This is a genomic window from Candidatus Saccharimonadales bacterium, from assembly GCA_035758565.1.
Classification (GTDB): Bacteria; Patescibacteriota; Saccharimonadia; order Saccharimonadales; family UBA10212; genus DASTXL01.
Map to the genome: position 1 here is coordinate 174,131 of DASTXL010000001.1, position 21,131 is coordinate 195,261.

Sequence of the window (21,131 nt, forward strand, 5' to 3'; positions counted from 1 at the left end):
TTAATGGCAAAGACAACCACTGGTCAAGTTAGGCGCGCAGATCAATATAACGACCCAAAACATAACTACAAAGATTACTGGATCGGCCGTGATTATGAACACGCGGCCGAAGAAATGGCGATTACGCGCTTATTAAAAGGCAAGCACTTCGGGCAGGCTGTCGATGTCGGTGGCGGCTACGGCCGACTGAGCAAGTTTTTGACCAAGTTTGCCGATAAGGTGACCTTGGCTGAGCCCAGCCAGCAGCAACTCGATATCGCCAAAGATTTTCTAAAAGATACACCGCAAGTTGAACGCAGGCTTTTGCAAGCCGCTGATTTGAAGTTCAAAGATGGTGAAGTCGATCTGGTTCTGGTCGTGCGAGTTCTGCACCATTTGCCGGACCCTTCAGCCGAATTTGCCGAAATCGCCCGAGTGCTTAAATCTGGTGGCACATTTTTGCTTGAATTTGCTAACGACGCTCATTTTTTGAACCGCGTCCGCTACGGCCTACGCGGTAAGCGTGTGCCAAAAACTCCTGTAGATATCCGTAGCGCCGAGCACCGCCGCGAAGACGAGATTCCTTTCGTAAACCACCATCCAAAAACAATTATCAAGCAATTGCAGGCAGCCGGTTTTGAGGTAGAGAAAACTCTGAGTGGCTCCAACCTACGCTCCACTACTCTTAAGAAAACCCTTGGCGTTCGCCCGCTGCTGGCCGCCGAAAAGCTAATGCAACCCATGCTGGCGCCGTTCTACTTTGGCCCCAGTGTCTGGCTCCGCCTCAAGAAGAAATAGCCACGCTATACTATTAATTAGTGGAACTTAATTCTCCGGTAACTGAACTTAAAGGCGTGGGGGATGAGCTGGCTAAGAAGCTGGCTATTTTACGCATTCAAACTGTTAACGATCTTATAGATTATTACCCTCGCCGATACGAAGACTATTCGCTTGTCACTAAGATAAAAGATTTAAAACCCGGCGCAATTACTATAGAAGCTACAATCACCCAAGCCACTGGCCGTTACGTGCGCCGCGGGATGCATATTACCGAAGCAATTGCCTCGGACGACACTTCTAGCGTGCGACTAGTTTGGTTCAACCAGCCTTATCGAGCCGGTGCGATCAAAGGCGGGCAGAAGTATTTCATCGCGGGTGAATACCAACTCAGCCGCAACCGTTTCAGCATCCTAAATCCCAGCGTCGAGCTAGTTAGCGATTTTCCGGTAAATACCGCCCGGATAATCCCGGTCTACCGCGAGACCAAAGGCCTCAAATCCTCGCAGATCCGTAAACTGGTCCGCGAGGCGATTATGCAAATTAAAGATCTGCCAGAGCACTTGCCAAAATGGATCTTGGAGCAGGAAAAACTGGTTAATTACGCTCGGGCAGTGACCGAAATGCACTTTCCTAGCGGTAACAAAGCCTTATCTATGGCCCAGAAACGCCTTGGCTTCGAGGAAGTTTTTGAGCTCAGCTTGGCGGCGCTGCTTAATAAGAAAGAGTTTGCCCAGGAAAAAGGCTTGCCGATTACTTTTAATGAGCAGCTAGCCAAGGATTTCGTTAGCAAGCTGCCTTTCAAACTTACGAACGCCCAGCGCAAAGTCGTCTGGCAGATTTATCAGGATATGGAAAAATCCCAGCCGGCCAACCGGCTAATTGAAGGTGATGTTGGGTCTGGCAAGACGGTCGTTGCAGCCATGGCGGCTCTCATGGCTATGGAGCAAGGTTTTCAGGTGGCTTTGATGGCGCCGACAGAAATCTTAGCCCGCCAGCACGCCGAGACGTTATATAAACTTCTGGACAATGTTGGCTACGGCGGCCAGGTGGGTCTGCTTGTCGGCAGCCTAAAACCCAAAGCCAAAAGTTTAATGCACGAAAAGATCAAAAGCGGTGAAGTCCGCTTGATCGTCGGTACGCACGCGCTTATCAGCGAGAAAGTCGATATGCACAACCTCGGCCTGATAATCGTCGACGAACAGCATCGTTTTGGTGTGGATCAGCGCAAAAAACTACAGGCCAAAGCCGGACACATGCCGCACGTGCTTCACATGACGGCTACGCCGATTCCCCGCAGCTTAGCCTTGACTCTCTATGGTGAGCTTGATATCTCTGTTCTGGACGAGTTACCTCCTGGCCGACAGCCGATAGAGACTAAAATAATCTCGCCTAATTCCAAAAGGCCTATTTACGAAAAGATCGATAAAGAACTCGCAGCCGGCCGGCAATTGTTTGTTGTCTGTCCGCTAATTACCGAAGACGATGCTAAAAGCGGCTTATCAGCCGAAGAAACATTTAAGCAACTATCCGAGCATGAATTTAAGCATCGAAAAGTTGCACTTTTGCATGGCCGTATGAAGTCAGCAGAAAAAGAGCAGGTAATGCAAGATTTTCTAGATCATAAATACGACATTCTGGTCAGTACAACGGTTATAGAAGTCGGCGTGGACGTGCCGAACAGCACGGTAATGTTGATAATGGGTGCCGAACGTTTTGGCCTGGCCCAAATCCATCAGTTGCGCGGCCGGGTTGGACGCGGCGCTCACCAAAGCTACTGCTATTTAATGATGAGTGATTCTAAAGCACCGGGTCAGCGTTTACGAATCCTAGAAACCACAACCGACGGCTTTAGATTAGCCGAATATGACCTAGAGTTGCGCGGCCCAGGCGCAATTTACGGCACCATTCAACACGGTGCCCTTGATCTGCGCGTTGCCAAATTAACAGATGTGAAGTTGATTGCCGCCGCCCGTAGAGCCGCCCAAGAGTTTATCGACAAAAAAGAAAATCTTAAAAAATATCCGCACCTAGAGCATCGTGTTTCGGACTTGCGATCTATAACCAATTTAAATTAGGCGTACAATTAGATCATGTATTTTCTGACCGCCTTCTTACTGTTTTTAGTCTCTCTCGGTTTAGCGAAACTATCAGTCAGAATCAAATCGCCGAAGCTTCAAAAGGCCGCGATTGTTATATATGTAATTCCGGCGCTTTTTGGGCTTTACATCATCTTTACTTCGCTGTTTGGTCTCGGACTAGTCTTTTCTGGTTGGAGCTTTTAATTACGCCGGACTTGGTGGCCATAATGCCGTTTTTTAGGTATATTTCCAAGAGCTATGGCAGCGGAGCTTAGGCCAAGGAACAATGATGAGTCATGTGTGCATGATGCTTTTGTGCATTCTTATAATGCGGGCCTGCTCGTGCCGTCGGTGAGCGAGATAATCCAACATGTCCCAGACAACTTTCCTATAAATTCACTGCGGCAACTCTGCTCTATGCTCAGAACAGAACTCCATGTTAACTGCAGCTCAATGGTTCCGTCTCGCGAGCCGTTAATACAAATCTTCGCCAACCCCATTAACCCTAAACTTAATGGCGAAATGGGTGGACATTTCGAGTTCCTGCGGCCGGTAGACCTCGATAGTTACCGGGTAGAACTTCCACACCTTATCCTAGTAGGCTTTATAGCTTTCAGGGAAATTGAGTGCACGCCCCTTAAACATGCGCCCGAAAAGCACCATATACCTAAGGATATGAGTACAATGCAAGCCAGAGAGGAGGCTTTGGCGGCATGAGAATTATTGCTGGCAGTTTAAAAGGCCGAGAACTTAAAAGCCCTCACGGGCATAAAACCCACCCGATGAGCGACAAGATCCGCGGCGCGCTTTTTAACGTACTCGGCGATATTGAAGGACTTACTTTTTTGGATGCCTTCGCCGGTAGCGGCGCGATAGCTTTTGAAGCCATAAGCCGCGGAGCAGAGCATGTCGTAGCGATCGATAACGACAAAAACGCTCAAGTGGCCATGATAGATAATGTCAAAGATCTAAACATCGGAAACATGCATGTAGTGCGGGCTGGAGCCAGCGCTTGGAGCGAAAACAACCTAGATAAACAATTCGATATAGTTTTGCTCGATCCGCCTTACGATAATTTGCAAGTTAATCTTTTAGAAAAACTGGCAGATCGCCACGTAAAGCCCGGCGGATTGGCGGTATTATCCTTCGCCGGTAAAATCGAACCACCGGACCTGGGCCTAGAAATAGCGGCAAATAAAAATTATGGCGATTCGCAACTTATTTTTTACAGACGCGCCTAACCTTATTTTTTAAGTTAATAGTGTGGAAGGCGGTAGATTTCCTGAATTTAACTGGCAAAACGAATCCTGGCTGCGCAAACTTGCCGGCTCGTTGCTAAAGCTCGTTAGGCACCAAGAACCACCCGAGCACGACCCGTTAAATATACCGGACGCGCCTTATGATCCCCATAAGCCTGTTATTAGAGTTATCAGAAAAGAAGATCTAAAAGACCCGGATGACTGGGGATTCCCCGAATAGATTGATGATTCTTGACTAAGGAGGTAAAATAGCCTCTGTTCTGCACGACGCGGGGATGTGGTGAAATTGGTATACACGCGTGCCTTAGGAGCACGTGCCGCGAGGCGTGAAGGTTCAAGTCCTTTCATCCCCACCATCACTTTAAAATCATATAGATACTACTTTAAACGGCCTCTGTAACAGAGGCCGTTTTGGTTTTAGTCGATTTTTGGTTTGTATTATACTTATGGTTAAGAGCTATGAGAAAGATAAAAATACATTTCGTGTGCCTGGGGAATGCCTACCGCAGTCGATTGGCCGAGGCTTACGCGAAGTCCCTAAACCTAAAAGGCTTTGAGTTTAGCTCTAGCGGGGTTGCTGCGCATTTATTTGAGCAGCGAAAGCCATATTACGCCGATTTATTGGCTAAAAACCACATGCTTTTGCGTTTTTTGAGCGCTACCCAAGTGCAAACTTCTTCTAAGCTGCTCGATGAGCAAGACATGATAATTTTTATGCATCCGGACGTGCTCGAGCAGGCTAAAAAAGAATACCAAATCAATATGTTCAAAGTTCATTGTTGGAATATCGACGATCTTTGGCAGATTTGCCTGGAGCGAAAGGTCAGCGAGTCTGACCTTGATAAGACCGTTAAGTTGGCCGAAGAGACTTTCCAGAAAATTAAGCGCGATGTAGACCGGTTGGCTAGTCAAATAACCAAATCTAGTTGGGTAGATGTTATTAATTCCGATAACCAAGATGTTGGCTACGCCCAGTCGCTTGATACAGCCAACAAAAAAGGCCTGTGGCATCGTTCGGTGCACGCCATGATTCGCTTGCCCGATGGCCGCTACGTAGTAGAAAAGCGCTCTAATAAGATTATTTTTGCTCCCGGATTGCTTGATATAACCGTCGGCGGCTCCTTAGATCCTGGCGAAACGCCGGAGCAAGCGGCGATCCGCGAAATAAAAGAAGAAATCAACGTAGAAATCCGGCCCGATCAGCTCAAACTTTTGAATATCACAAAAGGCTCCCACTATCGTCCGAAATACAATCGCTATAGCCGGGGTTTTTCTTATAACTATTTTGTGCAGCTGGAGCCGGGCCAGGGGCTGCTAAAACCGCAACAGAGCGAAGTCGCCCAGCTCATGTTGGCCACGCACCCGCAAGCCAAAAAACTGGTGCGCAACCACCGGCTAAAACATTTTGGCCGGCTAAACTACGCCTATAAGCTTTACCGCGACAACCTGAAATTGGCCGAAGAGCTGGCTTAGCTTAGGGCAATTTTTTGAGCTGCTGGTAACGGATAGCCGGGGCTATGGAATAAAGCGCGCCTAGGATAAAGCTGGCCAGACTGCCTATGATCGGCACAATCCCAACTATGCTTAGCAAGAACATTACGCCAATAACGCCCCAAACAGCGCCTGTATTCTTGTTGCTGAGCTCGTGGCTGCCCTCTAGCGCTTCTTTGACGCCACACTTTTTATCTAGCATTACGTAAGGTGCGAACATGTAGCGCTTAATCATAAACAGGCCAGGAATTATTAATAAAACAAACCCAATGCCAATAATGATAATCATCGCTATGAATAGTTTGACCATGTTCGGCCACATTTCTTTGACGGTTTGCCAGGCGCGATCTAGTGTTGGCTCTTTGTCTTCGGCGGCGTCGAGCTGGGCGCGCTGGGTCATAATCTGCACAATAGTTCCGCCGATTATGGCGATCAAAAACCACAAAATCGAAAAACCTATAAAGGCTGCGTTGTAGCCGCCTGGCAGCGTCCAGCCGTAGTTGGCGTCGGAGGTCCTGGTCCAGTAATGGTGGCCATGAGCGGGCGTATCAACCCAGCTGTGTAGCCAAAATAGTAAGGGCAAAATATAAAGTATGCCAAAAACGTTGAAGTACTTTATAAACAAATCTTTGCTTGGCGTAAATAACTCAAATGCGCTAGGCAGATATAAGGGCGATGATCGGCGAGCTCTATGTTTGGCCATTTCAACAACCATTATACTACTAGCGGTTAAGTTTACGGACTGTATAATTAAGGCAGATTATGAGTTTAAATACCCAACCCTATAAAGGGACGCGCGATTTTTACCCCGAAGACAAACGCATTCAAAAATACATGTTTGGCAAGATTCGCTCGGTGGTCGAAAGTTTCGGCTATCAGGAGTACGACGCGCCCATTTTAGAAAGCTTTGATATTTATGCCGCCAAGACTGGTGAAGAAATCGTTAACGAGCAGCTTTATTATTTTGAAGATAAAGGTGGTCGAAAAGTAGCTATTCGACCAGAGATGACACCGTCTGTTAGCCGCATGGTAGCCGCTAGGCGCCAAGAATTAGCTTATCCACTGCGCTGGTACAGTATTCCTAACTTATGGCGGTACGAACAGCCGCAGCGCGGTCGCTTGCGCGAGCACTGGCAGTTAAACGTCGACATTTTTGGGGTGGAAGGTTTGGAGGGCGACGCCGAAATTATTCAGGTTGCTGACGCTGTATTACAAGGCTTTGGCGCCAGCCGAGATATGTACGAAATCCGCATTAATTCTCGCAAGTTATTGCAAAAAAGAATCGAAGCGGCCGGTCCAAAAACAGACGTTGCGGATATAACTAGGTTGATCGATCACTTCGAAAAGTTGAGCCAGGACGAATTTAAAGCAAGCTTGGCCGATAAGGTTGAGAACCCAGGCGAGTTATTCGATTTTTTGACTAAAGATGGTGGTTCGGAAGAGACCAAGCACCTAGAAGAGCTCTTAAATTCCATCGGAATTACTAATGTAAGGTTTGTGCCATCGCTGGCGCGCGGCTTTGATTACTACACCGATATCGTGTTCGAAGTCTTTGATACCAACCCAGAAAACAACCGCTCGATGTTTGGCGGCGGCCGTTACGACGGCCTGGTTGCATTATTCGGCGTCGAACCGGTTCCGACTGTTGGTTTTGGCATGGGCGATGTAACTCTGCGTAATTTCTTAGAGAGCCACGACTTATTGCCAAAATTATCACCAGAAACTGACGCTATCGCGATTTTGATTGGTGATGTTTATAACTCAGCTCAAAAGGTCTTGAGTGAACTTCGCAGCAAAGGCGTGAATATTGCCGTAGATTCTAGCGGACGCAAACTCGATATGCAGCTCAAGCACGCTATTAAATCCGGCACGCGATATGCGCTATTTATCGGCGAGGCGGAACTCTCCAGCGGCCAATTTAAGCTACGCGACCTAGAAAAGGGAAGAGAGCAGCAATTGCCACTAGACCAAGTTGCCGAAACGTTAGGCGTTCGCTGATAGTGATTCTTCGTAGCGGCTCTTTAATTTAGGGATGTCGTCCGGGTGCATTCCGCCGGCTTCACCTTGCCAGAAAATTCTCTTAGGATGAGTTGGCTGTTCATCGTCAAATCCGGTGGCGCGTAAGCCGTCCGCTAGACGATGTATTATAGGCCTAGCCTTGTCCCAGGACATACCGAGTGCGAGGGCTGCGACTCTATGGTGATTGGGCCAGACCATTAATTCCCTAGAGCCGGGGGATACGTGGTTAGGATCGTAAAATTCTTTATGCATTTCTGATTGTTTATAGCATTTTTCTATTATTCAGGCTATAATCGCACATCGTATGCAAATAACCCGTACAGATATATCACCAACCAAAATAAACCTGAACATCAAAGCTAGCGCTGACGAGCTCGAGCCTATTAAAAAGCACGTTTTAAGTAGTCATTTTTCAAACGTTAAGGTGCCGGGTTTTCGTGCCGGCAAGGCCCCAACTCATCTTATAGAAAAAAACATTAACCAGCAGCTGTTCCTCGATGAATTCATGGAGCACGCCATCAACGAGCTTTATCGCCGTGCGGTCGAAGATCAAAAGTTCCGCCCGGTTGGCCAGCCCGAGATTCAGCTCAAAAAATTCGTGCCTTATACCGATTTAGAGTTTGAGACCACCCAAGAAGTGATCGGCAAAGTAACCCTGCCAAATTATAAAACCATCAAGTTGGCTAAGAATAAGGCCAGCGTAACTGCTAAAGACGTTGACGAAGTTATCAAATCGCTGCAAGGTCGCATGGCCGAGCGCACCGAAGTTGCCCGTCCGGCAAAAGATGGCGATGAGGTTACGATTGATTTTGCCGGCAAAGACGAGAGTGGCGAACCGGTTGCCGGTGCCGACGGCAAAGACTATCCGCTGGTTTTGGGCAGCAAAACCTTTATTCCCGGTTTTGAAGACAATCTAATCGGTATTAAAACTGGCGACTCCAAAGAATTCCAGGTGACATTTCCGGCCGATTATGGCGCCAAAGAACTACAAAGTAAAAAAGTTACTTTTTCTGTCACGGCCAAGAAAATCAGCGACCTGGTCGAGCCTAAAATCGATGATGAATTCGCCGCCAAAGCCGGACCATTCAAGACTCTGGCCGAGCTTAAGGCGGATGTTAAAAAGCAGCTGACCAGCGAGCGCGAATGGCAGGTCGAACAAGATTACCAGAATGAACTTATTAAAAAGATCGCCGCCAAAGCCAAAGTTGAAGTTCCAGAAAGCCTGGTTGAAACAGAGTTGCAGCGCATGGAAGACGAAGAGCGTCGAAACTTAGCCTACCGTGGCCAAACCTGGCAAGAACACCTCAAAGCTGAAGGCGTGACTGAAGAAGAGCACCGTGATCGTCTCAAGCCCGACGCTGCAGAAAGAGTCAAGGCTGGACTGGTTTTGAGCGAAATTTCCGAAGCCGAAAAGATTGACGTCACGGCCGAAGAGTTGGCGGACCGCATTCAGATCTTAAAGTCTCAGTACCAGGATCCAACCATGCAAGCCGAGCTGGATAAGCCGGAGAGCCGCCAGGATATCGCCAATCGTCTGCTAACCGAAAAAACTATCCTGAAACTCGTCGACTACGCCACGTCGTAGCCATCATATTTAATAAAATAGATTAGCACTCTTGACCCGTGAGTGCTAATTTTAGTATCATATAAGCATGGCTTTGCCTAAATATCCTCGCCCAACTAAAAAGACAGACGATTACGGACCGTCCGAGCAAACCAGAGAAGAGATTAAGCAAGGAAAAAGGCAGCGCAATCGAAGACTGATAATAAACTTTTTTATGAATTTGTTTGTAAATTCAGGGAGGTAAAATGAGTAACCCGTCCAACCAAATTTTAGTCCCGACTGTTATCGAGCAAGAAGGCCGCGTGGAGCGCGCTTATGATATTTACAGTCGCTTGCTTCGTGACCGGATCATCTTCTTGGGCGACGACGTCAACGAACACACAGCCAATCTCGTGGTTGCTCAAATGCTATTTCTTGAAAACCAAGATCCCGATAAGGACATTATTCTTTATATAAATAGCCCAGGCGGGAGTGTGTACGACGCGATGGCTATTTACGACACCATGCAGTATGTGAAGAGTGATATTCAAACAGTCGGTATTGGTGTTCAGGCCAGCGCGGCGGCGTTTTTGCTAAGCTCTGGCACCAAAGGCAAACGATTCTTATTACCGCACGCAACTGTAATGATTCACCAGCCGTCCAGCGGGACTCGCGGTAAGGTTACCGACCAAGAAATTGATCTGCGTGAAGCTTTGCGCGTCAAGAAAATGATGGAAGAAATCATGGCTCGTAACACCGGTCGGAACCCTAAAAAGGTTCACGAAGACATGGAGCGCGACTTCTGGATGACCGCCGAAGACGCCAAAAAGTACGGCTTAGTTGACGAAATCATTGATACCCGCAAGCTGGCCGACTCCATTCCCAAAGCAGCCTAGTTGACTATTCTACAACAGATTTTTAAACGCTACTGCTTGTAGCCTTGTGGAAAACCCTTTAATATTAATCTCAAGAAGTAGTGTACTTTGGTGCTTGCTAACGTTTATAAATTTTATAAATCCTCCCGCATGTCTCCAGGTAGTGGGCTTCGCTAACAGGCAAAAAAGCGAAAGAAATAAACAAGAAGTAACTATCAACTAAATCTATATAGGGAGTATTGCTCGCGCATGGCAAAATTAGTGGCAACAACTGCAAAACGCACGTACTTTACAAAATCAGACGACATTATCAACCCACCAAACCTGGTCGACCACCAGAACAAATCGTTCCAGTGGTTCGTAGAAGAGGGCCTTGGTGAGTTGCTAGCCGAAATCAGCCCGATTGACGATTACACCGGCGGAAAACTCAGCATTAAGTTCAAGGATTATCACTTTGAGGATCCAAAGATTACCGAGACTGAGGCCCGTGAGAATAACGTCAGTTTTGAGGCGCCTTTGAAGGCTAACGTCGAACTGACCAATAAAGTTACTGGCGAAGTAAAAGAACAAGAGATTTATCTTGGTGACTATCCGTGGATGACATCCCGCGGTACTTTTGTAATTAACGGAGCTGAGCGCGTAGTAGTATCTCAGCTGATCCGCTCAAGCGGTGTCTTCTTTACTGCCGAACCGCATGGTGGTACCAGTCTGTACGGCGCCAAAGTCATTCCAGTTCGCGGTGCTTGGCTAGAATTTGAAACGGCCGCTAACGGCGCTCTTTATGTAAAGATCGACCGTAAGCGCAAAATTGCCGTTACTACCTTGCTTAAGGCTCTTGGCATGGACGAAACTCAGATTAAAGAAGCCTTTGCCCACGTTGACCAAGGCTCGGTTAATCATATTCAGGCTACATTAGATAAAGACCCAGCCCGCTCTCAAAGCGAAGCTTTGATTGAGGTTTACCGCCGCTTGCGCCCAGGCGATCTAGCTACTGTCGATAATGCCCGTAGCTTGCTAGAAAACATGTTCTACAACTTCAAGCGCTTTGACTTTGGTCGCGTTGGCCGCTACAAGATCAACAAGCGCCTGGATCTGGACGTTCCAAATACTACCGACAATCGGGTTATGCGCATTGAGGATCTCATTGCCATCGTTGCTGAGCTTATTCGCTTGAACAATACTCAAGAGCCGGCTGACGAAATCGACTCACTGGCCAATCGCCGCGTCAAATTAGTCGGCGAGCTGGTTCAACGCCAATTCCGCATTGGACTGCTGCGCATGGAGCGCAACGCCAAAGACCGCATGAGTATGAGCGAAATCGAGACCGTAACTCCGGCTCAATTGATCAACGCCCGCCCGGTTGTGGCGGCTGTGCGCGAATTCTTCGCCTCCTCCCAGCTTTCGCAGTTCATGGATCAAATCAACCCACTTTCCGAACTGGCTCACAAGCGCCGTCTTTCCTCAATGGGTCCTGGCGGTCTTAGCCGCGAGCGCGCCGGTTTCGAAGTTCGTGACGCTCACGCTACCCACTATGGCCGCATTTGTCCGGTAGAAACCCCGGAAGGTGCCAACATTGGTTTGGTACTTAACCTGGCCGGTTTTGCCCGCATTAACGAATACGGCTTTGTTGAGACACCTTACCGTAAGGTAATCAACGCAGTAACCCCTAAGGAAGCTGCCGGTCATATCGCCCGCGCTGATCTGGTTGACGAAAAAGGCAAAGTTATTGTTAAAGCTGGCGCCGTAATTACCGACGCCGCCGCTAAAAAACTGGCTACAGTTAAATCGGTCGCTACTTGGCCGGTTAAAGCTAAAGTTACCGACAAAGTGGTTTATCTTGATGCCGCCGAAGAAGAACAGGCTGTCATCGCTGGTGCTGGTGTAGAAATAGACGACAAAGGCTACTTCACAGAAGCCCGCGTCAGCGTCCGTAACCGCTTGGAGCCAGGTGAAGTCGAAGCCGACGAAGTTACCCACATGGACTCCAGCCTTGCTCAAACTATCGGCTCAAGCGCCGGTTTGATTCCGTTTATCGAAAAGAACTACGTGCTTCGTTCGCTGATGGGCTCTAACCAACAGCGTCAAGCCGTACCGCTGATCAAGCCGCAATCGCCAATTGTTGGTACTGGTATGGAGTCGATTGTTGCCCACAACACTGGCCAGCTGATCGTTGCCGAAGAAGACGGCGAAGTATCAAAAGCTACTGCCGACGAAGTCGTCGTTAAGTATAAGAGCGGTCGCAGCGCTAAGTATGAACCTGTTCACTTTGCCCGCTCTAACGAAGGCAGCTCTATCAATCAAACTGTCGTAGTCAACAGCGGTGATAAGGTTAAAGCCGGCCAACCGCTGGTTGAAGGCATGAGTATCGAAGGCGGCGAATTAGCTCTTGGTAAAGACCTTTTGACTGCTTTCATGCCATGGGGCGGCTACAACTTCGAAGACGCTATCATTTTAAGCCGCCGCTTAGTCCAGGACGATACGTTAACGTCAGTTCACATTGTTGACTACATGACCGAAGTTCGCGAGACCAAGCTTGGCCCAGAAATTGTTACACGCGATATTCCAAATGTATCCGAAGAATCACTGCGCCACCTAGACGAAGACGGAATTGTGCGCATTGGTGCCGAAGTTCACCCCGGCGACATCTTGGTTGGTAAAATTACGCCAAAAGGCGAGCAAGAACTTTCTAGCGAAGAGCGCTTACTGCGTGCCATCTTCGGCGAAAAAGCCAAAGAAGTCCGCGATACCTCTCAGCGCATGAGCACCGGCCGTCACGGCAAAGTCGTTGGCGTCAAGGTATTTAGCCGCGCCAACGGTCACGAGCTAAAAGCCGGTGTGATTATGCAAATTCAGGTGTTTGTTGCCCAAATGCGCAAGATTAGTGTTGGCGACAAGCTTGGTGGCCGCCACGGCAACAAGGGCGTCATTGCCCGCATTTTGCCGGTCGAAGACATGCCATTTACCGAAGACGGCACTCCAATCGATATCGTTTTGAACCCACTGGGCGTTCCAAGCCGCATGAACATCGGCCAGCTGTTCGAGACGCACCTTGGCATGGCCGCCCGCGCCTTAGGCTTTAAGGTTGCTACACCGCCATTTAACGGTGTTCCTATAGAAAAAATTCAGGATCTATTAAAAGAAGCTGGCTTGCCGCAAGACGGAAAACAGCAACTTTACGACGGCCGCACCGGCGAACCATTCGCCGAGCGCACGACTGTCGGAAGCATGTACATAATTAAGCTAAACCATATGGTTTCCGATAAGATTCACGCCCGCTCGACTGGTCCATACACCATGGTTACTCAGCAGCCACTCGGTGGTAAGGCGCAAAACGGTGGCCAGCGCTTCGGCGAAATGGAAGTCTGGGCACTCGAAGCTTACGGCGCCGCCAATACTCTTCAAGAAATGCTGACTATTAAGTCCGACGACGTTTACGGCCGCGCTAAGGCTTACGAATCCATCATTAAGGGCACCGAAATCCAGGGTCCAAAGGTTCCAGAAAGCTTCAACGTGCTTGTCAAGGAATTGCAAGGCCTTGGCCTTAAGGTAGACCTTCTGACCGAGGGCAAAGTTGTCGACGCCGAAGAAGTTTTGGCCGAACACATCAAAGATGAGTCCAAAAACGCTCCATCTACGGAGTCTGAGCCGACTACTGTTCACGACGCCGAAGTCACAGAAGAAGCTGTTGAGCACGAAATCATGCTCATGGACGATGAAGCCGAAAGTATTCCAACCGTAGGCTCGGAGGAATTAGAAATTACAAATGCCATAGAAGGGGAGGAGGCTTAAAATGCGCCAATATTCACAAGGAACCAACATTGCCGACTTTGACGCCGTGCGCCTAGCTATTGCCAGTCCAGAAGACATTCTGGAATGGAGTTACGGCGAAGTCACCAAACCGGAAACTATTAACTATCGCACCCAAAAACCGGAGCGCGATGGCCTGTTTTGTGAACGGATTTTCGGCCCAGTTAAAGACATTAACCCGCACGACGCTAAATATAAAGGTGTTCGTTCCCGCGAAGCCGCCGTCGACAAAAACGGCGAGCTAGTTACTCGCAGTATCGTCCGCCGCGAACGCATGGGCCACATTCAGCTGGCTACGCCGGTTGCCCACATCTGGTTTCTGCGCGGTACGCCAAGCGCCATTGGTTTGCTGCTTGGCATGACCGTCAAGAACCTGGAGCGTGTCGCTTATTTTGCCAGCTACATCATTAAGAGCGTAGATACCGAAAAACGCGACCAGATCCGCGCCGACCGCGAGGCAGAGTTTAGCGCTGCCGAACAAGCCATCAACGCTCGCTACGAAAAAGAAGCCGAAGCTGAGGGCGCCGATGTTCGTGCTCTGGCCGAAGCTCGCACTAAAGAGCTAGAAGACTTGGCTAAGGACTCCGAAACTTTCCGCACTCAAGTCGACTCGCTAGAAAAGCTTCGCTTGCTCTCTGAGGGCGATTACCGCAACTTGCCAGACGAACTTCAGGCCTTGATCGAGGTTGGTATGGGTGGCGCTGCTCTTAAAGAACTCCTCGACGAAGTTGATCTTGATCAGCTGATTGGTGAGTTAACTGTCGAAGCCGAAGAGGCTAAAGGCCAGCGTAAGAAGAAGATCATGAAGCGCCTGCGCCTGCTCGAAAGCATGCAGCGTGCCGGCATCAAGCCATCCAGTATGTGTGTCAGCGTTCTTCCGGTTATTCCTCCGGATCTTCGCCCAATGGTACAGCTGACCGGCGGCCGTTTTGCCACCAGCGACCTAAACGATCTTTATCGCCGTGTCATCAACCGCAACAACCGTCTTAAGAAGCTAATGGAATTAAATGCTCCGGAAGTTATTCGCCGCAACGAGCAGCGCATGCTTCAAGAGGCTGTCGACGCGCTGATCGACAACAACAGCGCTCGCTCCGGCCGTGCCGTGGCCGCCACTGGCCAACGCCGCCGCCTGAAGTCCTTATCCGATATGCTCAAAGGCAAGCAGGGCCGCTTCCGCCAGAACCTGCTTGGTAAGCGCGTTGACTACTCTGGCCGCTCAGTTATCGTTGCCGGTCCAGAACTCAAGATGTACCAGTGTGGTTTGCCAAAAACTATGGCTCTTGAGCTCTTCAAGCCATTCGTCATTGGTCGCTTGATCGAGCAAGAACTGGCCCACAACATCCGCAGCGCTACCCGCATGATCGAAATGAACGAATCTGCCGTTTGGGACGCCTTAGACGAAGTCATTAAGGGCAAATACGTTCTATTGAACCGCGCTCCAAGCCTTCACCGCTTATCTATCCAGGCATTCCAGCCCGTTTTGATCGAAGGCAAAGCTATCCAGCTGCACCCGCTCGTTTGTCGCGGCTTTAACGCCGACTTCGACGGTGACCAAATGGCTGTGCACCTTCCGCTATCCGACGCCGCTCAGGCCGAAGCTCGTGACATCATGGCTGCCAACAAGAACCTGCTTAAGCCGGCCGACGGCACTCCGATTTTGGACGTCGAACAAGATATGGTCTTGGGTTGTTACTACTTAACTTACGAGCGTCCCGGCTCCGAAAATAACGACTTTAAGCCGTTCGCTAATCTAGACGAGGCTTTGATGTCTCTTGACCTTGGCAAAGCCAGCCTGCAAACCCGCGTTAGCGTGCCTTTTAGGGGTGAAGTTCGAAACACCACACTAGGCCGCTTGCTGTTCAACGAGATTTTCCCAGAGGATTTTCCGTTCCAAAACGAAGCCATGACGAGCAAAAAACTCGACAAAGTTCTGGCTTTAACCTACCAACTATACGGCCAGGAAAAGACTGCCGAGATTGCCGACGACCTTAAGGACCTTGGCTTTAAATACGCTACGTTCTCTGGTCTATCTATGGGCATGGACGACTTCTCCGACCTTAAAGATTTGGAGCGTATCGTTAACGAAGGCGAAAAGCGTGCCGCCGAGATTTCTGATCAGTACACGGCCGGTTTCATTACCGACGATGAGCGCTACCGCTTGACTGTCGATACCTGGACCGAAGTTGACGAAAACGTACAGAAAGTTTTAGCCGAACAGTTCTCTGGCGAAGACAACACCATGTCTATCGCCGTTGCTTCTGGCGCCCGCGGCAACATCTCTCAGATGAAAATGTCCGTTGGTATGCTCGGTATGTTTGCCGACGCTACCGGTCGCGCCATTGAGCTTCCGGTTCGCTCTAACTATAAATACGGCCTAACACCGCTAGAGTACTTTACAGCCACTCGTGGTACCCGTAAATCTTTGATCGATATCGCCTTGCGTACAGCTGACTCAGGATACTTAACTCGCCGTTTGGTTGACGTTGCTCAAGATGTCTTTACAGCTGACTTCGATGCGCCAGACCCGGGCCTGCCTATGCATCGTGAAGACGCTGCTTTCATCGGCGTAAACTTCGGATTTCGTTTAGAGGGCCGCTTTGCTGCCGAGACCATCAAAGGCCACGTTAAGAAGGGCGGACTAATTACTGCCGAGATTGCTAAGGGCATCGAAGAAGATGAATCTATCGACACTGTTCGGATCATGAGCGTTCTTTCTTGCACCAGTGCTCGCGGCGTTGGCCAAAAGAGTTATGGTATCGATCTGGCTACTGGCCAGTTGGTCGCACCTAACTACCCGATCGGTGTTATTGCCGCTCAGTCTATTGGCGAACCAGGTACGCAGTTGTCTTTGGACTCTAAGCACCGTGCCGGTGCTGTAACTGCCGGAGACGATGTGACTCAGGGTTTGACCCGCGTTGAAGAAATTTTGGAAGTCCGCACTCCTAAGGGTCAGGCATATCTGACCGACATTGCTGGCTCTGTCAGCGCTTGGGAAGAGGGTGACCAATATATCGTTCAAGTTACTGCCAAAGAGCAAAAAGCCCTCAAACTGCCGCTTAACGGCCGCGTTGCTAAGGTAAGTGACGGCGACGAAGTTGCTATCGGCGACGTTGTAGCCGCTCAAGAAGACAACTCAGAGCCCATTACTGCCGCCATGGCCGGTAAGGTGAAGGTTGGCGAAACCGCTATCACCATCACTCCGACAGCCAAAAGCGTTGTGCGTTACGAAATTCCTGGCTTTAAGCAGTTGCAGGTCAAAGACGGCGACGAAGTCGTAGCCGGTCAGCGTTTGACCAACGGTTCTATTAACCTACACGAACTAATGCGTTTGCAGGGCGTAGAAGCTACTCAGCGCTACATCATGAACGAAATCCTCTACATCTTTGCCAGTCAGGGTCAGAATATCTCTGACAAGCACCTAGAGGTAATCGTCCGCCAGATGTTTAGCCGTGTTCAAATAGAAGATTCCGGCGACAGCGAGTTCATCACCGGCGACGTAGTCAGCAAGTTAGCAGTAGAAGAAGTCAACGGACAACTATCCGCCGAAGGTAAGAACACCGCTAAGTACATCCAGTTGTTGCTTGGTATTACCAAAGCTAGCTTGTCTACGGATTCGTTCCTAAGCGCCGCAAGCTTCCAGGATACTACCCGCGTACTGATTGCCGCCGCCACATCTGGCCGCGTTGATCACCTGTATGGTCTAAAAGAAAACGTTATCTTAGGTCGTAAGATCCCGGTTGGAACCGGTGCTATAAAGGACGTAGAAGACGAAGAGGAGGAGGCGGTTTACGCGCCACAGGAGCAAACTGTTGCTTCTAAGGAGTAAATTTGCTAGAATCGAGTACTGATGCCTACAGTTAACCAACTTGTAAGAAAACCACGCAAAAGTGCCAGCGACAAATCTAAGTCGCCAGCCCTGCTTCGCGTGACCAATAACCTAAAGACCAAAAGCTATGAGAAAGCTGGTCCATTCAAGCGCGGCGTTTGTATCCGCGTGACGACCAAAACTCCAAAAAAACCTAACTCCGCGCTTCGTAAGGTTGCTCGCGTGCGCCTGACCAACGGCCACGAAGTCTGGGCCTATATTGGCGGCGAAGGCCACAACTTGCAGGAGCATGCTGTTGTTCTAGTTCGTGGTGGCCGCGTAAAGGACCTTCCTGGTGTGCGTTACCATATTGTCCGTGGTTCGCTCGACCTTCAGGGCGTAGCTAACCGCAAACAAGGCCGCTCTAAGTATGGCGCCAAGAAAGAGAGCAAATAGTGCGGTCCGCAATTTTGGCACAACGCTGCGTCAGCACCTCCAGTACGCACTCGCAGTACGTTTCTGGTACAGCTCGCTTGCGTGCTTCGGTGCTTCCTTGCGCTGTGCTCAAACTAGCGAACCTTAAATTGGAGAGCTATCATGCCTAGGAAGACTACCAAAGCCCTGGTCCGCGAAGCCGCTCCTGATCGTCTATACAACAGCACGCTCGTTGCTAAACTCATCAACCGCGTTATGCTGGACGGCAAAAAACAGGTTGCTGAGCGCCTAGTTTACGGTGGCATGCAAAAAGCCGCTGACCGCCTAAAGGTCCAAAATCCTTTGGAGGTTTTCGAGCAGGCATTCTCTAATATTCGCCCGCATCTTGAGACTCGCTCGCGCCGTGTTGGTGGCGCTAACTACCAAATCCCATTTGAAGTTAAGGGTCAGCGTCAGCAACACCTAGCAATCATGTGGTTCGTGCAAGCTGCTCGTGCCCGCTCAGGCATGAGCATGGAAGACCGCATTGCTCTTGAACTGGTTGACGCCTATAACAACGGTGGCGCTGCAGTCAAGAAGAAGGAAGATACTCACCGCATGGCCGAGGCCAACCGTGCCTTCGCTCATTTCGCCAGAGGTTAACTAATGCCTCCACTAAAAAAATTTCCAGAGTCACGGTTTGCCCGCGCTGGCTCTGATGAGGCGCGAGAGTTAGTAGATCAAGCACATAGCTCCGGTGAATTCACTGTTTTTGAGATAACAGCAATGGAGGATTACGAGTCTCCACCCAATGAGCAGTATGATCCGTCGTTCTTGCTTTTTGTGCATAAAGAAGACGATCTGGAACCCGTCGTAGATACTTTCATCGCGGAAAATGGGTTCATGGATGCTGAACTAGGTCACGAGTTAAAGATTGAACATTAAAGGAATAAATAATGGCAGGGAAATTAGATTTAGAAAAACTCAGAAATATCGGAATTATCGCTCACATCGACGCTGGTAAAACCACCACCACCGAAGGCATTCTTTACCGTACCGGTTTGAAGCATAAGATTGGCGCTGTGCACGAGGGTGAGACCACTACCGACTGGATGGCTCAAGAAAAAGAGCGCGGCATTACTATTACTGCCGCCGCTGTTAGCTGCACCTGGAAAGGCCACGCTATTAACATTATCGACACCCCAGGCCACATCGACTTCACCGTTGAAGTAGAACGCAGCTTACGCGTTCTAGACGGTGCTGTGACCGTGTTTGACGGCAAAATGGGTGTAGAGAGCCAAAGTGAAACCGTTTGGCGCCAAGCCGACAAATATCACGTGCCACGCATCTGTTTTATTAACAAGATCAACCAAACTGGCGGTGATTTCTATAAGTCTTTGGAATCAATCCACAATCGCTTAAACAAGCGCGCTTTTCCTATTCACCTGCCAATTGGTTTTGAGCAGTCGGTCAACGGCGTAGTCGATCTGATTACAATGAAGGCCTACACCTATAAAGAATTTACCGATCACGAGCTGATCGAAGGTGAAGTGCCGGCCGACATGCTTGACCAAGCCAAGAAATACCGTTCACTTTTGATCGAAAACGCTGTTGCCGAAGACGAAGCCCTGCTCGAAAAGTACTTTGAAGTCGGCGAAGATGGTCTATCAGAAGACGATATTCGCCTGGCTATCCGAAAAGCCGTGTTAACTGGTAATTTCTTTGCTGTAACCGGCGGCGACGGCCGTGGCGTAATCGTAGAAAAACTGCTTGATGCCATTACTGATTTCTTGCCCAATCCTTTGGATATCGGCTCTGTTTGGGGCACTAACCCTAAGACTGGCGACGAAATTGAGCGCAAACCAGATTCAGCCGAACCCTTCGCCGCACTGGCCTTCAAGATCGCTACCGACCCTTTTGTTGGTAAGCTGGCCTTCTTCCGCGTTTATTCCGGTAAGGTTCAGGCCGGCAGCTACATCTTGAATAGCTCGACTGGCGAGAAAGAGCGCGTCGGACGTATCGTGCGTATGCACGCCGACAAGCGTGAAGATGTTACTGAGGTTGAGGCCGGCGACATTGCCGCCATTGTAGGCCTTAAAGGCACTACTACCGGCAACACGCTTTGTGACCAAAATAGCCCGATTATCTTAGAAAGCATCACCTTCCCAGAACCACCGGTTTCTATCGCTATCGAGCCCAAGACCAAAGCTGACCAAGAAAAAATGAGCCTAGCTTTGCAGCGCCTGGCCGAAGAAGACCCAACCTTCCGTGTCCGCGTTGATCACGAAACCGGTCAGACCATCATCTCTGGCATGGGTGAGCTTCACCTAGAAATCATCGTCGACCGCATGAAGCGCGAATTCACCGTGGAGGCCAACATTGGCCAGCCGCAGGTCGCTTACCGTGAAACCATTCGTAAAGACAACGTTGAGCAAGAGGGTAAGTTCGTCCGCCAGTCTGGTGGCCGCGGTCAGTACGGCCACGTTTGGATTCGCCTTTCTCAAAACGAAGCCGGCAAGGGCTTTGAATTTATCGATTCTATCAAGGGTGGCGTTGTGCCTAGCGAATACGTTCCAGCCGTTCGCGCTGGTATAGAAGAAGCTATGAGCAACGGTGTTATCGCCGGCTACCCGGTTGTAGACATTAAAGCCGAGCTTTACGACGGCAGCTATCACGAAGTTGACTCTTCCGAAATGGCCTTCAAGATCGCTGGCTCGATGGCCTTGCAGGAAGGCGTTAAAAAAGCCGCTCCAGTGCTGATGGAGCCAATCATGAAAGTCGTAGTCGTGACTCCAGAAGAATTCATGGGCGACGTAATTGGCGATCTAAACGCTAAGCGCGGCCGAGTTGAATCTATGGATGATCTCCAAAACGGCATTAAGCAAATCACTGCTTTTGTGCCGCTTGGCGAAATGTTTGGCTACACCACCAACCTTCGATCTATGACCCAGGGCCGGGCTAGCTCCAGCATGGAGCTCGACCACTATGCCGATGTTCCTGGCAACGTCACTCAAGACATCATTGCCAAATCCGGCAAATCGGCTTAAGTTTTCAAAAGCCTGACCTCTGCGAAATAAATCA

General features: G+C 49.5%; 17 protein-coding genes and 1 tRNA gene. 16 read left to right on the plus strand and 2 right to left on the minus strand.

The window, feature by feature from the left end; all coding sequences use genetic code 11:
• Positions 1 to 3 precede the first annotated feature (3 nt).
• The 7 genes from VFT49_00960 (at position 4) to VFT49_00990 (ending at position 5,569) form a co-directional block, all read left to right on the plus strand.
• A complete protein-coding gene (locus VFT49_00960; GenBank protein HEU5004641.1) occupies positions 4 to 777 on the plus strand; it encodes a class I SAM-dependent methyltransferase in 774 nt (257 codons plus the stop codon).
• Between the two features lie 20 nt (positions 778 to 797).
• Positions 798 to 2,834 carry an ATP-dependent DNA helicase RecG gene (gene recG, locus VFT49_00965; protein ID HEU5004642.1) on the plus strand — a complete coding sequence of 679 codons (2,037 nt, stop codon included), beginning with the start codon at positions 798 to 800 and terminating at the stop codon, positions 2,832 to 2,834.
• Positions 2,835 to 3,095: 261 nt separating this feature from the next.
• Complete coding sequence (locus VFT49_00970) at positions 3,096 to 3,554, plus strand: hypothetical protein (GenBank protein HEU5004643.1); 459 nt, start codon at positions 3,096 to 3,098, stop codon at positions 3,552 to 3,554.
• A complete protein-coding gene (gene rsmD / locus VFT49_00975) occupies positions 3,551 to 4,078 on the plus strand; it encodes a 16S rRNA (guanine(966)-N(2))-methyltransferase RsmD (GenBank protein HEU5004644.1) in 528 nt (175 codons plus the stop codon). The genes VFT49_00970 and rsmD overlap by 4 nt, the downstream gene beginning before the upstream one ends.
• A 22-nt stretch (positions 4,079 to 4,100) precedes the next feature.
• On the plus strand, positions 4,101 to 4,316 hold the full coding sequence (locus VFT49_00980; protein HEU5004645.1) for a hypothetical protein: 216 nt from the start codon (positions 4,101 to 4,103) through the stop codon (positions 4,314 to 4,316).
• Positions 4,317 to 4,367: 51 nt separating this feature from the next.
• Positions 4,368 to 4,452 (plus strand) — tRNA-Leu (locus tag VFT49_00985).
• 103 nt (positions 4,453 to 4,555) lie between these two features.
• Complete coding sequence (locus VFT49_00990) at positions 4,556 to 5,569, plus strand: NUDIX domain-containing protein (protein ID HEU5004646.1); 1,014 nt, start codon at positions 4,556 to 4,558, stop codon at positions 5,567 to 5,569.
• A gap of 1 nt (position 5,570) precedes the next feature.
• Here VFT49_00990 and VFT49_00995 read toward each other — a convergent pair whose 3' ends face one another.
• Positions 5,571 to 6,290 (minus strand): hypothetical protein, encoded by a 720-nt coding sequence (locus tag VFT49_00995; protein HEU5004647.1) that lies wholly within the window; start codon positions 6,288 to 6,290, stop codon positions 5,571 to 5,573.
• Between the two features lie 59 nt (positions 6,291 to 6,349).
• Between VFT49_00995 and hisS the strand changes: the two genes are divergently transcribed.
• On the plus strand, positions 6,350 to 7,585 hold the full coding sequence (hisS, locus tag VFT49_01000) for a histidine--tRNA ligase (GenBank protein HEU5004648.1): 1,236 nt from the start codon (positions 6,350 to 6,352) through the stop codon (positions 7,583 to 7,585).
• On the opposite strand, the gene VFT49_01005 is transcribed toward hisS, so the two are convergent.
• Positions 7,571 to 7,759, minus strand: a complete 189-nt coding sequence (locus tag VFT49_01005; protein HEU5004649.1) for a hypothetical protein — start codon at positions 7,757 to 7,759, stop codon at positions 7,571 to 7,573. The genes hisS and VFT49_01005 overlap by 15 nt on opposite strands.
• Before the next feature lie 151 nt (positions 7,760 to 7,910).
• On the opposite strand from VFT49_01005, the gene tig reads away from it, so the two are divergent.
• From tig to fusA, 8 genes are all read left to right on the plus strand, one after another.
• Positions 7,911 to 9,191 carry a trigger factor gene (gene tig, locus VFT49_01010; protein HEU5004650.1) on the plus strand — a complete coding sequence of 427 codons (1,281 nt, stop codon included), beginning with the start codon at positions 7,911 to 7,913 and terminating at the stop codon, positions 9,189 to 9,191.
• A 224-nt stretch (positions 9,192 to 9,415) separates the two neighbouring features.
• Entirely contained in the window at positions 9,416 to 10,045 is a 630-nt protein-coding gene (locus VFT49_01015) for an ATP-dependent Clp protease proteolytic subunit (GenBank protein ID HEU5004651.1), read from the plus strand.
• A 228-nt stretch (positions 10,046 to 10,273) separates the two neighbouring features.
• On the plus strand, positions 10,274 to 13,813 hold the full coding sequence (locus tag VFT49_01020; protein HEU5004652.1) for a DNA-directed RNA polymerase subunit beta: 3,540 nt from the start codon (positions 10,274 to 10,276) through the stop codon (positions 13,811 to 13,813).
• A gap of 1 nt (position 13,814) precedes the next feature.
• Positions 13,815 to 17,657 carry a DNA-directed RNA polymerase subunit beta' gene (rpoC, locus tag VFT49_01025; protein ID HEU5004653.1) on the plus strand — a complete coding sequence of 1,281 codons (3,843 nt, stop codon included), beginning with the start codon at positions 13,815 to 13,817 and terminating at the stop codon, positions 17,655 to 17,657.
• Between the two features lie 21 nt (positions 17,658 to 17,678).
• On the plus strand, positions 17,679 to 18,092 hold the full coding sequence (gene rpsL, locus VFT49_01030) for a 30S ribosomal protein S12 (GenBank protein ID HEU5004654.1): 414 nt from the start codon (positions 17,679 to 17,681) through the stop codon (positions 18,090 to 18,092).
• A 141-nt stretch (positions 18,093 to 18,233) separates the two neighbouring features.
• On the plus strand, positions 18,234 to 18,713 hold the full coding sequence (gene rpsG, locus VFT49_01035; GenBank protein ID HEU5004655.1) for a 30S ribosomal protein S7: 480 nt from the start codon (positions 18,234 to 18,236) through the stop codon (positions 18,711 to 18,713).
• A gap of 3 nt (positions 18,714 to 18,716) precedes the next feature.
• Positions 18,717 to 18,995: a hypothetical protein gene (locus tag VFT49_01040; GenBank protein HEU5004656.1), complete on the plus strand. Its 279-nt coding sequence runs from the start codon at positions 18,717 to 18,719 to the stop codon at positions 18,993 to 18,995.
• An 11-nt stretch (positions 18,996 to 19,006) separates the two neighbouring features.
• On the plus strand, positions 19,007 to 21,097 hold the full coding sequence (gene fusA / locus VFT49_01045) for an elongation factor G (protein HEU5004657.1): 2,091 nt from the start codon (positions 19,007 to 19,009) through the stop codon (positions 21,095 to 21,097).
• The last annotated feature ends 34 nt before the right edge of the window (positions 21,098 to 21,131 follow it).

What these genes read in the sequence shown, in the direction of transcription:
- VFT49_00995 (HEU5004647.1), bottom strand. Translation starts at nt 6,290, where the DNA reads ATGGCCAAACATAGAGCTCGCCGATCATCGCCCTTATATCTGCCTAGC.
- hisS (HEU5004648.1), top strand. Translation starts at nt 6,350, where the DNA reads ATGAGTTTAAATACCCAACCCTATAAAGGGACGCGCGATTTTTACCCC.
- tig (HEU5004650.1), top strand. Translation starts at nt 7,911, where the DNA reads ATGCAAATAACCCGTACAGATATATCACCAACCAAAATAAACCTGAAC.
- VFT49_01005 (HEU5004649.1), bottom strand. Translation starts at nt 7,759, where the DNA reads ATGTCCTGGGACAAGGCTAGGCCTATAATACATCGTCTAGCGGACGGC.
- rpsL (HEU5004654.1), top strand. Translation starts at nt 17,679, where the DNA reads ATGCCTACAGTTAACCAACTTGTAAGAAAACCACGCAAAAGTGCCAGC.
- VFT49_00970 (HEU5004643.1), top strand. Translation starts at nt 3,096, where the DNA reads ATGGCAGCGGAGCTTAGGCCAAGGAACAATGATGAGTCATGTGTGCAT.
- VFT49_00990 (HEU5004646.1), top strand. Translation starts at nt 4,556, where the DNA reads ATGAGAAAGATAAAAATACATTTCGTGTGCCTGGGGAATGCCTACCGC.
- VFT49_01020 (HEU5004652.1), top strand. Translation starts at nt 10,274, where the DNA reads ATGGCAAAATTAGTGGCAACAACTGCAAAACGCACGTACTTTACAAAA.
- rpsG (HEU5004655.1), top strand. Translation starts at nt 18,234, where the DNA reads ATGCCTAGGAAGACTACCAAAGCCCTGGTCCGCGAAGCCGCTCCTGAT.
- rsmD (HEU5004644.1), top strand. Translation starts at nt 3,551, where the DNA reads ATGAGAATTATTGCTGGCAGTTTAAAAGGCCGAGAACTTAAAAGCCCT.
- fusA (HEU5004657.1), top strand. Translation starts at nt 19,007, where the DNA reads ATGGCAGGGAAATTAGATTTAGAAAAACTCAGAAATATCGGAATTATC.
- VFT49_01015 (HEU5004651.1), top strand. Translation starts at nt 9,416, where the DNA reads ATGAGTAACCCGTCCAACCAAATTTTAGTCCCGACTGTTATCGAGCAA.
- VFT49_00960 (HEU5004641.1), top strand. Translation starts at nt 4, where the DNA reads ATGGCAAAGACAACCACTGGTCAAGTTAGGCGCGCAGATCAATATAAC.
- VFT49_01040 (HEU5004656.1), top strand. Translation starts at nt 18,717, where the DNA reads ATGCCTCCACTAAAAAAATTTCCAGAGTCACGGTTTGCCCGCGCTGGC.
- rpoC (HEU5004653.1), top strand. Translation starts at nt 13,815, where the DNA reads ATGCGCCAATATTCACAAGGAACCAACATTGCCGACTTTGACGCCGTG.